At 35.4% G+C, this 12,405-nt stretch carries 9 protein-coding genes; 1 reads left to right on the top strand and 8 read right to left on the bottom strand.

Going from position 1 to position 12,405, the window contains the following annotated elements:
* From C4E06_RS21225 to C4E06_RS21255, 7 genes are all read right to left on the bottom strand, one after another.
* On the bottom strand, window positions 1-970 hold a 970-nt coding region (locus C4E06_RS21225; RefSeq protein ID WP_339377028.1), incomplete at its 3' end, for a hypothetical protein.
* A 93-nt stretch (window positions 971-1,063) separates the two neighbouring features.
* The gene (locus C4E06_RS21230) at window positions 1,064-2,770 is read right to left on the bottom strand and encodes an ATP-binding protein (RefSeq protein ID WP_107670416.1); all 1,707 of its coding nucleotides are present in this window, start codon (window positions 2,768-2,770) and stop codon (window positions 1,064-1,066) included.
* Window positions 2,771-3,073: 303 nt separating this feature from the next.
* Window positions 3,074-5,557 (bottom strand): hybrid sensor histidine kinase/response regulator, encoded by a 2,484-nt coding sequence (locus C4E06_RS21235; protein ID WP_107670417.1) that lies wholly within the window; start codon window positions 5,555-5,557, stop codon window positions 3,074-3,076.
* On the bottom strand, window positions 5,515-5,784 hold the full coding sequence (locus tag C4E06_RS21240; protein ID WP_107670418.1) for a hypothetical protein: 270 nt from the start codon (window positions 5,782-5,784) through the stop codon (window positions 5,515-5,517). Before C4E06_RS21240 ends, C4E06_RS21235 begins: the two co-directional genes overlap by 43 nt.
* A gap of 183 nt (window positions 5,785-5,967) precedes the next feature.
* The gene (locus C4E06_RS21245; protein WP_107670419.1) at window positions 5,968-6,417 is read right to left on the bottom strand and encodes a response regulator; all 450 of its coding nucleotides are present in this window, start codon (window positions 6,415-6,417) and stop codon (window positions 5,968-5,970) included.
* Window positions 6,418-6,454: 37 nt separating this feature from the next.
* Window positions 6,455-9,256 (bottom strand): hybrid sensor histidine kinase/response regulator, encoded by a 2,802-nt coding sequence (locus C4E06_RS21250; RefSeq protein WP_107670420.1) that lies wholly within the window; start codon window positions 9,254-9,256, stop codon window positions 6,455-6,457.
* A 259-nt stretch (window positions 9,257-9,515) separates the two neighbouring features.
* Entirely contained in the window at window positions 9,516-10,517 is a 1,002-nt protein-coding gene (locus C4E06_RS21255) for a sensor histidine kinase KdpD (protein WP_157951199.1), read from the bottom strand.
* A gap of 234 nt (window positions 10,518-10,751) precedes the next feature.
* Here C4E06_RS21255 and C4E06_RS21260 point away from each other — a divergent pair, with 234 nt between their 5' ends.
* Window positions 10,752-11,555, top strand: coding sequence for a PEP-CTERM sorting domain-containing protein (locus tag C4E06_RS21260; protein ID WP_107670422.1), 804 nt, complete (start codon window positions 10,752-10,754; stop codon window positions 11,553-11,555).
* A gap of 372 nt (window positions 11,556-11,927) precedes the next feature.
* Here the strand turns inward: C4E06_RS21260 and C4E06_RS21265 are convergent.
* Window positions 11,928-12,405: hypothetical protein (locus C4E06_RS21265; protein WP_157951201.1), on the bottom strand; the 478-nt coding region annotated here is incomplete at its 5' end.

A 12,405-nucleotide genomic window follows, 5' to 3' on the forward strand; every position in this document is an offset into this window, starting at 1 on the left:
GTTGCTCTCGCAAGTCCTGAACTTGGGGACTGTTATCGGTGAAAGTGGCTGAGGCCACAGCAATTTGACTATCGATTTGCTGTAATTGAGATAGGAGTGCCACTCTAGTGGGATCTTGACTGAGGGTAGCAGCTGCAAAGGCTTCATTAGGAGATAAGTTTAATTGTTGTTGTAGAGAATTGGCGACTTTTCTTTGAGCTTGAAGTTGAGTATTGAGGTTTAATTTTTGTTGTTCTAAGGTACTAATTTGGGTAAGAACTTCTTGGTTTTTCGGTAATGGATCAATTAATTCGTAATTTTGTCTGAGTTCTTTTTGTGTTGCTTTGAGTTTTTGTAATCTTTCTTGTAAGTCTGGCAGTTGTTCATCAATAAATTTCACCCCTGCTTTGATATTGGTTTCTCTATCTTCAGAACTATAGTCTAAAAAAGCATCCGCTGCGGTTTGTAGAATGGTTTGTACTTCTTGGGGGTCTTCTCCTGTGTAGGAGACTTGAAAGATTTTTGTGTCGGAACCTCTTCCTTGTCCAACTCGAGCGCGATCAACTTTTAAATTTTCTCGTATATCTTTCCAAATTGCCGGCACTTTTCGGATGCGTTCTTTACTATGTACTTGTTGAGCAATTTCCAAGGTCATTCCTGGACTGGTGAGGAAGACTAGATTCGTCGGATAATCTAAGGCAAATAAATCGTCACGGGGAACCCCTTCGGTGCGGGTGAGGGTAGTGGGGTTAGTGAGTTTGCCACTGGCGGTGATGGGTTCAACCAGTAAGAAGAAGTTACCTGTATACGTATAAGGATCTTGGCTGCTCCAGAGCCAAGCGCCTAAGGTTGTCAAACAGGTCAATCCGCCAATTAACCAAGCTTTTCTGAGAACAGTTCGTAAATAGGGACGAAAATTTAGTCCTTTGCCTTCGGAGGAACCTCCTTCTTCCAGTTCTTCGATGGGTAAGTCGGGTAATGATGTAGTCACGGATCACCTTATAGTTGACACTAAAGAATAGTTTAATTTTAACATCAGACTTTGTCAGAGTTTTTTCAGGTCAACTGGGTAGTAACTTGGGGTTTAAGAGGATTTTACCGTTTTAATGACGGGCATTTGTTCGAGGGGGACTGTAAAAGTCACTGTTGAACCGAGTCCTTCTCCCATACTATAAAATTCCACTTGTCCCCCCATGGCTTGTACAAGCTTTTGAGAAATGGCCAAACCCAGTCCAGTTCCTCCGTAGGCTTTGGTATGAGACCCGTCGACTTGCACAAATTTTTCAAAGAGTTTGGCTTGTTTATCGAGGGAAACCCCGATACCGGTATCGGTGACACTGACTTTCACTAGACCGGGAAATGCTTGATCTGGGTGGTCTATTTTCTTTTTGACGATCTCTGCATTTACCACAATACTACCTTCATGGGTGAATTTAATGGCGTTACTGACTAAATTGAGCATCACTTGTAGTAGTCGCTGATAATTACCGTAAACCACAATGGGGGTTAAGGTACTGGGTAGTTTACTGCGAAACTCTAGATGTTTGCGTTGAGCTTGGGGTAAGGTAAAGTTATCCACGGCTTGGAATAATTCGGCGAGTTCGACAGACCCTAATTCGAGATCCATTTTACCGGCTTCAATTTTGGCAATATCGAGAATATCATTAATGAGATTGAGGAGGTGTAGGGCTGATTTATGGGCCTCTTCGAGAAATTCTTGTTGTTCTTGGGCATCATCGGCCATGCCGTCTAAAATTAGTTTGAGAAAGCCAATAATCCCATTGAGAGGGGTTCTTAATTCGTGGGTGGTGCTGGCTAAGAAGTCACTTTTGAGACGAGAGGCTTCTTCTGCTGCTAGGGTGGCTTGTTCGAGTTCTTGATACAGGGTGGCATGGGCGATGGCCGTTCCCACTTGATCGGCTAATTCTTGAATCAGTTCGATTTCCGCCGGACACCAATAGCGACTGCGATCGCATTGTTGCAAACAAATCAAACCATTCCGTTGATTTTGATAGAAGGTGGAAATAATTAAAATCGATTGGATTTGATGACAATCGTCGACTAAATGTTCAAAAATGACCGGTTCTCGTTTGCTTAAGGCTTGTTGCCACCACGGGTCTTTTTCTGGACTGAAACGATTTCCTAGTTCTGAGGTACAACAGGGGGTACAATATTCTGCTTTAACCTCTAAATAGTCTTGCTCTGGGCCGATAGCAACCATGAGACAACGACTCACTTGCAAGGCTTCTCCTAGACTATCTACGGTTTGCTGCCAAATGGTTTCTAAATTCAGGGTTCGTCGAATTTTTCTGGCAATTTTAGTCAGGAGTTTTTGATAGGGATCGGGATGGGTGGGTAAAGCGGAATTATTAATTAAACTGAGGTCGCTGTCTTGTAAGCGATGTCCCATCACTAATACGGCGGTGGCTGGTTTTTCTTTCTTAAAGATGGGGCTGATCACTAATTCTAGGGGAAAGGATTGACCTCTATATTCAAATTGACAATAACACTGTTCGGGGATTTTTCTTTCTAAAACCCGTCTAATCCTTTCATAATAAGCTTCTGGTAGGACTGGTTTGAGGCTTTGTTCTGGAAAAAAGCCGATAATCTCTTCGGGTTCGATGGTCAATTCTTCCCCTAAGTCTCCGTAAAATGATAAGTATTTTCCTGATCTATCTTGAATGTAGACTAACTCAGTTTCCAATGCTTGCCAGAAGGCAGGGTTTGTCATAGCATTGGCTGGGGTTTCATTGGGTTGGGGAGGGTTTTGTAGTTTGATCAAGGAATTCATGGGCTATTTTTGAACATAGAAAGGACTAGAAAGGAAATGACATTCAGCATCGAGAAAAAAAGCCTTTTCTCTCATCTAAGCAACGTTGTTCATGGTCATCACCCCATATACTTAATATTCCCCAAAACTTGAGCAAACTATCACGTTAACTGTTGAGATAGATGAATTTATCTCTTAATTTTTAGAAGATAATAATTATGCAATTACGACTAATACAGGGATTTGATTATGAAAATTTGAGACAAATAATGAAGACAAAATCCAAAGAAGATGGTTAGTCTAAAAAGTCTAAAAAGTCTAATTTTATTGTTTCCTTTCCGTTAATCTTAACAGTTCTTCAAATTCATAGTTATGGAGTAATTCTGTTAATTGTTGCCCTAAGATTGGATAATCTAAACGAATTTGATTAATGAGTTCTGAGGCTAAGATAATATCACCTTTGACAATTGCTTCATTCATTTGTGGTAACCAGCTTTCGGGTAACTCTTCAAGGGATAAAGAGTCATCTGAAGTTGATAATAATTGAGAAGATACAGAAGATTTATAAGTATAACGTAACCCCAAATGTTTATGTAACGCCTCAAAAATTTCGTGATCATCAAAGGGTTTGCGAATCAATCCATCACACCCTGCTTGATAAATGAGGGTTTCTTTTTCTTCTAAGACACTGGCAGTAACAGCAATAATAATTGTCTTTTTTACTTGGAGTTTGGCTTTAATATATTTTGTTGCCTGAAAGCCATCCATTACTGGCATTCTAATGTCCATAAAAATTAAATCGGGACACCATTCTTGCCAGAGATTAATGGCTTCTTGTCCGTTTGTCGCTTCTTGAAGAGAAAAATTTAAAGGCTGTAATAGTTTTAATAATAGACGACGATTGGGTAAATTGTCATCTACAATTAAAATTTTATATTGGGGTTGATTGGGTTCTAAACCAATAATTTTTTGGTGATTAAATTGGGAAGTTACTTGATAATTTTGTACTTCAACTAAGTCAATATAAAAGCGAAAAGTTGTGCCTTTACCCACGACGCTATTAACCCTTATTTCTCCTCCCATTAATTCAATAAATTTTTTACTAATGGTTAATCCTAATCCGGTTCCTTCTTGACGTTGTAATGAATTTTGACATTGATAAAAAGATTGAAAAACTTTATTGAGTTCCTCTTGACAAATACCAATACCTGTATCTTCAATCTCAAAATTAAGATAATTATTGTCTCTCGTTACTCGTAAATATACCCCCCCAGAAGGAGTAAATTTAATGGCATTTCCTAAGAGATTGATTAAGACTTCTTTTAATTTTGTGACATCGGTTTTAATCCATTGAGGAACCTTAGAATCTTTACTAAAAGATAATTTTAATCCTTTATTTTCAGCAGAAAGGATAAAGATACTTTTCACTTCTTCAAGTAATTGATAAATATCAACTTTTGTGGGTTCGAGGATGAATTTCCCTGCTTCAATTTTCGATAAATTTAGAACATTATTAATTAAGTTCAGTAAATGTTCGCCACTGGAATGAATAATATGAATATTTTCTTGATAGCTAGAGGATAATTCTTCGGAATTTTCCATCAATTGGCTAAAGCCTAAAATGGCATTTAAAGGAGTCCGTAACTCGTGGCTCATATTAGCAATAAAGGTACTTTTTGCTTGGTTGGCTGCTTCGGCTTTTTCTTTGGCTTTTCTCAATTCTTTTTCTCGTTGTTGTAATTTTTTAGTCCGTTCATTAACTTTAGTTTCTAAGATAATATTTTGTTCTTCGATTAATTTTTTATTTTTCTGAGAAGCTTCTAAGGCTAAAAATAAGGCTTCTGTTTTCTCTTTTTTAATTAAATTAATTCTATCAGCTAAAGCCAAAGAATATAATAAAACCAAAAACACAATAGAAGTTAACTGACTATCAAATATCCATGGGTCAGTGGAAAACTGAAACAAACTTAATAAATTTGAAATAAAAAAAGAAATAAAAGGAAAGATTACAGCTAACAAGAAAAATCGAGCAGGTTGATATCCTTTTCGATAAGAAACAATGCCACCAAGCAAAAGAATTATAATAACGATTAACAAAACAAAGGTTCCAATTTCATTGACAGCATAGGGAAAAATAGGCAAGAAAGCATACAACATTAAACAGAACAATTGTGTGCTTCTGGCTATCCAGTATAAGACCAAGAAATTCGTTTTCAAATTGAGAAATACTATACCAAATTGTAATCCTATAATCAAAGTTGCCGTTGCATTTAAGGGAACCAATAAGTTACTTCCGTAGTCAGTTAATATATACTGTTCAAAAAAACCTTGACGAATTCCTTGACTTGCTGCTAAGAAAAACACCAAGATAACATAATAAAAATAACTTTTATCTCGTAAAGAAAGAAACAAGAAAAAATTATAGCCTACCATAACAAAAAGCATTCCATACTGTAATCCCCAAACAAATAAAATTTTATTTTCTTCTTGAAAAAAACTTTGTTTTTCCCAGATAGCTAACGGGAAATATACGGTACTCACACTATTAAATCGCAAATAAAATGTCTTTTTTGTTCCTGGGTCTATCGGTAAGTTAAAAATAAAACTGTGATAAGGAATATCTCTTGTTCTAAAAGGAAAAGCTTTACCTGTTTTTTTGACAATAAAACCTGATTGCTCTTGAGAAGGAAGATAAAAGTCAATGTAACCCATCCGCGCATCATCAAGTACCAATAACCATTTTTTATCGGTATTGGCTTCATTTTTTACCGAAAATCTGACCCAAAAATTACTACTAGAAAAACCCAAGTTAGGGGGTCTTGATGGTTAGGAATAAATTGATTTTCATATGGTGGAGAAGTAATATCATTAATGGTTAATTCACGACTCTTATCTTCTAAAATTTCTAAGTTGAAACTGAGGGAAGTTTTAACCGTCTCATTGGTTAAAATAACAGGGTGAGATTGAGACTTAACTTGATAACTATAACTCTTATGTTTACCAAAGCTCAACAAGAGCAAAAAACCTAAAACCATCGCTATTAATAGTTTAATTAATCTACTTGTTAGGAGCATTTTATGCAGTTCTCTCATTCTTATTGAGGGGTCAGACATAGTGATTTAATTAACTACTCCCGAAATATCAAACATTCCTATCCAAAATCAAAACACAGTATGCAATCAACTTAAGTGTAAATTGTTATCTGTCATCTTGGTTATCTAATCATCGGGTTTTAGTTCTTTTATGCTTTTATGCTTTTTGAGTTGTTGAATTTTTCGACTCATTCGTAACTGATTTTCTATCCTAACAATCACTTCTTCTGTGTCAAAGGGTTTGACAATATAATCAACGCCTCCCATTTTAAACGCTTTGACTTTATCCATTGTATCTTCTAATCCACTCATAAAAATAACTGGAATATCGCGGGTTTTATCTTTAGCTTTTAATTCTTGACAAACGGTATAACCATCCATATCTGGCATTTTAATATCTAAAAGAATTAAATCAGGAACTTCGGCCATGACACTATTAATACCTAATTTCGCACTGGGAGCAATTCTAATCCCATAACCCTGTTCAAATAATATTTTTGTCAGTAGTTTTAGGTTACTTGGATTATCATCGATAATTAAAATTTTAACGGTTTTATCTTTGATTTCAGTCATCATAATTCCCTCTTTTCTTAACTTTTATACTGAGTGATTATCAATTATTGCTCTTTTGTTCAGTTAAGTTTAATAGTTCCTCAAACTCATAATTATCTAGTAATTGGTTTAATTTTTCCCCTAACTTTGGAGCATCTCGACTAATTTCTTGAATGAGTTCTGAGGCTAATATGATATCTCCTTTAACAATGGTTTCATACATTTGGTTTAACCAAGTTTTTGGTAACGCTTCAACTGATAAAGGTTCTTCTGAGGTTGACAATAACTGAGAAGATGCAGAAGATTTATAAAGATAACGTACCCCTAAATGTTTATGTAACGCCTCAAAAATTTCGTCATCATCAAAAGGCTTACGAATCAATCCATCACACCCTGCTTGATAAATCAGGGTTTCTTTTTCTTCTAAGACACTGGCAGTAACGGCAATCATTATGGTGTTTTTTCCTTGGGGTGTGCTTTTAATGTATTCTGTTGCCTGAAAACCATCCATCACCGGCATTCTAATATCCATAAAAATTAAATCGGGACACCATTCTTGCCAGATATTAATGGCTTTTTGTCCGTTTGTCGCTTCTTTAAGGGAAAAGTTTAAAGGCTGTAATAGCTTTAATAATAGGCGACGATTAGGTAAATTATCATCTACAATTAAAATTTTATATTGGGGTTGATTGACTTCTAAAGCCATTACTTTTTGTTGATTTGATTGAGGGATAATTTCACGATTTTCTATCTCAATTAGTTTAATATAAAAGCGAAAAGTTGTGCCTTTACCCACGACGCTATTAACGCTGATGTCTCCTCCCATTAATTGAATAAATTTAGAACTAATGGTTAATCCTAATCCGGTTCCTTCTTGAGATTGATGGGAATGGGAACATTGATAAAAAGCCTTAAAAATATTTTTGAGTTCATTGTGAGGAATGCCAATTCCTGTATCTTTAACCTCAAAAATAAGTTGATTATCTTCAGTAGATACTTGTAAAGATATACTACCAGAATGGGTACATTTAACTGCATTTCCTAATAGATTGATCAAGATTTGTTTTAGTTTAGTGACATCGGTTTTAATCCATTGAGGAAGATTAGAATCTTTGGTAAAAGATAATTTTAATCCTTTATTTTGAGCAGAAAGTTTAAAAATATTTTGAACTTCCTCTAGTAACTTATATAAATTAACATTGGTTAATTCAAGGGTAAATTTACCTGCTTCAATTTTAGATAAGTTGAGAACATGATTAATTAAACTGAGTAAATGTTCACCACTGGAATGAATAATATTAATATTTTCTTGATAATCAGGGGATAATTGATCTGAATCATTCATTAATTCACTAAACCCTAAAATAGCATTAAGAGGGGTTCGTAATTCATGACTCATGTTAGCAATAAAGGTACTTTTTGCTTGATTCGCGATTTCCGCTTTTTCCTTTGCTTCTCTTAATTGTCTTTCATTCTCCTGTAATTCTTGAGTTCTTTCATTCACTTTAGCTTCTAAGATAATATTTTGTTCTTGGATTAATTGTTCATTTTTCTTAGAGGTTTCTAAGGCTAAAAATAAAGCTTCAGTTTTCTCTTTTTTGATTAAATTGATTTTATCTGCTAACGCTAAAGAGAATAATAAGACTAAAATCACAAGAGAGGGTAATTGAATATCACCTGTCCATGCAGTAGCTTCAATTAACTGAAAATTAGATAAATTTGAAATAAAAAACGAAACAAAAGGAACAATCATTGCTAGTAAATAAAATCGAGCAGGGGTGTATCCCTTTTTATTAATCCAAATACCACTTAATAGCAGAAGAATAATAGTAAATAGAACGATAATATTAAAATATTTGTTAGCAAAATAAGGGACAATAAATAGTAAAGAATAGAAAATTAAACAACAGAGTTGAGTCCCCGACATAATGCGATATAAAACTAAGGAAAATTTTCTTAAATTGAGTAAAACTTTGCTAAATTGTAATAGCATTGTTAAAGCTGGTATCGTAATTAAAGGAACTGCTATATTACTTGAATAGTTGGGTAATATGTATTGCTCAAAAAATCCTTGACGCATTCCTTGATTTATGGTTATTAGAATTACGAATAGTAGATAGTAAAGATAACTTTTATCTCGTAAACAAATAAATAAAAACAAATTATATCCTACCATAATTAAAAGCATCCCATAGTTCAATCCCCAGAAAAATACCATTTTAATTTCTTCTTTTAAAAACGATTCTTTTTCCCAAATGAATAAAGGAATAAAAGCGGTTGTAACTGTATGCATTTTAAAATAAAATGTCGTTGCTTCTTTTTGTGATATGGGTAAGTTAAAAACAAAGCTATGATGGGGAATATCTCTGGTTTTAAAAGGAAAAGCTTTACCTGTTTTTTTAACAATAAAACCTGATTGCTCTTGAGAAGGAATATAAAAGTCAATATAACCCATCCGCGCATCATTCAGTACCAATAACCATTTTTTATCGGTATTAGCTTCATTTTTGACCGAAAATCTGATCCAGAAATTACTGCTAGAAAAACCCAAGTTAGGTGTTTCTTGATAGTTAGGTACAAATTGACTTGAATAATCAGAAGAAGTTACATCTTCAATGGTTAATTCACGACTCTGATCTTCTAAAATCTCTAAATTCAAACCGATGCTATATTTAACAGTTTCGTTATTTAAAATAACGGGTTTATTTTCAGCTTTCAATACATTAGTATTACTAGGAGTTTGTAAGTTTTCCCCTAACAGTATTCCAACCATTAAAATAATTAAACCCATTAAAATAATTAATATAATTACCCATTTAATCTGTTTTCGTCTTCTTTTTATATGGTTTAAGTAACTCAACATGAGTGGTGACTGCAGATTTTGTTAATTGAGTGATAGTTAGGGTCATTTTATCATTAAATATTATTTAAAATCAAATATGCCCTAACCTAAGAACTTGATCACGCTATCATAAAATTGATGAACTTTAAAAAGTTTATTAAAATAAAAGTCTTGAAAAATGTAAATAACTAAGAACTAATTTAAAAATTGTTCCTTCTTTGTTTTACTCTTTATTACAGTCAATGGTGTTTTGAATAGCTTGTTTAAGTATTTAATGATGTTAAACTACTGGTAAGACAACGGTAAAAATAGAACCCTTTTCTATCTGACTCGATACAGATATCTCCCCTTGATGCCATCTGACACTTTTTTCTACAATGGTTAATCCTAAACCATCTCCAGATTTTTTACAAGCATTACTCCCACAATAAAAAGGCTGAAAAACCTGTTCTAATTCATCGTTTGGAATACCAATTCCTTGATCAATCACTGTAAAAATAGCTTGTTGATCTTCGATATTGATATCGAGAGTAATGGTACTATTGGGATGAGAATATTGTAAAGCATTGGCGAGTAAATATTTAAGGATATTGTCGATTAACTTTTTATCCATTAAAGTATTTACAGTGAGATCATACTCAGATAAAATCGGTTCGTTAAATAGAGATAAGATAATGGTTTGATGGGGAAACTGAATGGTTAAATCATGAATGATATGCCGACAAATATCAATAATATCTAAATAAGTCCGATTCAAAGAATAGTTTTGTCCATTCAAACAATAAAGGAGCTTTAATTTTTCTGAAAGGGAGATAAGGGGACTTAAATTATTGCTAGAAGTCGAAGTCAATGTTCTTAAACAAGTATCCAACCTTTCCGTCATTCGCCATAATATCTCAGAGGAAAACCACGGATCGAGTTTAGGAAATGTTGGCTCGATTTGTGTCTCATTTATGCTGGGAAATATATCTTTTTGTTGATGATTAAGTAATGATTTTCTTACTTTCCCTGTTTTACGTTCTTGATAATAATTTTCTAAAATCGCTCTAGCTGTTTTTTTAGTGACTCTTTCTCCTAAAATTTGTGATAGTTCTGTCCAGAATGTTGAGCCTATCATCTTGATATTAGACATTGAACAATAACAATTATCTGCGATTTCCTCGTAGGACTGATTAAACCAAACTCCTCGTAATAAATTGGTTTGAATACTATTGATAGGTTGACCTTTTGCTTCAAAATACAGTTTATTGACTAGATTAATAGCGACTTCTATATTCATCATTATTGAGACGAACAAACTTACAATGATCTTAGTAACCTTTCTTGTTTTACCTACTATAACCATTAATTGATACAGTTGATATACTTTTTATATTTTTTGTTCTTTCTAGACTTTTTAGACTTTTTGTACTGTAAAAAAAATAATTTTCAACTAAATCAATACTTTTTAGGCTGAAATTTATTGATTAACTGTGATATAAGAAATCTGTGTTTTTTATTTGGTCAAACTAAGTTGATGAAAATTCTTAATAGTCTTGTTTTGATGGCAGGATTTCTCGCTTTAGGTCAATCCGCTCACGCTGCGGTCATTGCTAATTATGACTTTGAGCCTAATAATCTCAGTGGCACACAAGCTGATATTGATGGTTCGGCGCAAACGGACTGGACAACCTCTATTTTGTTCGACAATGCCATCGGAACCGGGGCTGTAGGTGCTCCTAATCAAGATCCCTTAAATAGAGATTTATTCACAGGAAATACAGGTAACTTTTTAGCCCTTTCTTCTAACCGTGAAGGTGATACGGGAGTCCCAACGGGTACAACTGGAGAATCAACTTGGTTCACTTTTGATGTTACCCCCTCGACGGGAACCACCTTCGACTTTACTGGGCAAACGGCCAGTATTGATACTTATGCGTTTAATAGTTTAGGTTCTGGTACATCTGCCACTGATTGGACCTTATACTTTAGTCTTGATGGGGGTAGTTCTTTTAGCTCCTTAGGAACCTTTGCTGGAGCCACCGCCGGACCGAGTGCCGGGACTACTGGACCGGTAGCACTGTCTTGGTCTTTAGACTCCCTTGGGACACAAACGGGAACCGTAACATTTCTGTTAGATCCAGTCAGTACCGCACAAACCAATGGGGTTGTCGAACAACGGGCTACAGGGTTTGATAATCTGCTTGTAGAAGCAGAGGTTATTCCCACCACCTCTGAACCGGTTCCTGAACCTTTAACCATTCTCGGTGCTGGAACTGCTGTTATTTTTGGTAGCCATTTCAAACGCAAGTTAAAGCAGAAGTCTAAAAGCAAAGGTTAATCAAATTAATTGAGTTTATGATTGTCAGCGATCGCTTTTTTTGAAAAAGGCGATCGCTCAACTGTATTACTGACATCTTTCACGCCTTACAAAATAACTTAATAGCTAAAAAGAAGACAGTCAATGTTCAAGCAGTTAGCCTTAAAATAAGATACTTTTGCCTGTCTTGGTGAGCGTTCCCTTGCGCAGATGCGAAGGCGCGGGGTCTCACCGCTCTTGCCTCTTGCCTACCCCCCCTGCCCCTTACCCCCCCTGCCCCTTACCCCCCCTGCCCCTTACCCCCCTGCCCCCCTTATAAAGGGGGGTGTGGGGGGTGTGGGGGGTGTAATCGAAGGTGCAAGATATAAGTCTTAGCAATGTTTCAAAAGAGGATTAGGATTGACTAATAACCTGCAAAGAAACACCACCTTGATTATTAGTAGGATCTCCTCCATCTACCACATAGAATTGTACTTCCGTGTCTTCTGTCAGAGTAAAGCTAACATCGGCGGGGGGGTTAGCTAAAGCAGCACTAGCTGTCGAATAACGATCTGTGCGATCGACTTTAACCGAGTCCGTATTTCCTAATTGATAAAAATACTTGTGTTCCCAACCTTTGGTGCAATGTTCCCCATTGCTATCGCACCCATCAATTAACTCAGTCCGAGTCCAGGCATCATAGTTACCACCATCGGCTTGACCAATGACATGAAGGGTGTAGGTTCCAGCAGGAAGAGTGATCTTGGTAGCAGTTTCGGGAGATAGGTTTTGAGTGGAGTCGATATTAATGATGTTACCCTCAACCGATGGACTTTCACCCGAACAAGGAGTCAAAGGAATCTGTTTGGTTCCAATTTCGGCAAAATCGAAA

The sequence above is a fragment of the Cyanothece sp. BG0011 genome, from assembly GCF_003013815.1.
In the GTDB taxonomy this organism is placed as follows: Bacteria; Cyanobacteriota; Cyanobacteriia; order Cyanobacteriales; family Microcystaceae; genus Crocosphaera.

What these genes read in the sequence shown, in the direction of transcription:
- C4E06_RS21255 (WP_157951199.1), bottom strand. Translation starts at nt 10,517, where the DNA reads ATGATGAATATAGAAGTCGCTATTAATCTAGTCAATAAACTGTATTTT.
- C4E06_RS21230 (WP_107670416.1), bottom strand. Translation starts at nt 2,770, where the DNA reads ATGAATTCCTTGATCAAACTACAAAACCCTCCCCAACCCAATGAAACC.
- C4E06_RS21245 (WP_107670419.1), bottom strand. Translation starts at nt 6,417, where the DNA reads ATGATGACTGAAATCAAAGATAAAACCGTTAAAATTTTAATTATCGAT.
- C4E06_RS21250 (WP_107670420.1), bottom strand. Translation starts at nt 9,256, where the DNA reads ATGTTGAGTTACTTAAACCATATAAAAAGAAGACGAAAACAGATTAAA.
- C4E06_RS21240 (WP_107670418.1), bottom strand. Translation starts at nt 5,784, where the DNA reads ATGGTTTTAGGTTTTTTGCTCTTGTTGAGCTTTGGTAAACATAAGAGT.
- C4E06_RS21260 (WP_107670422.1), top strand. Translation starts at nt 10,752, where the DNA reads ATGAAAATTCTTAATAGTCTTGTTTTGATGGCAGGATTTCTCGCTTTA.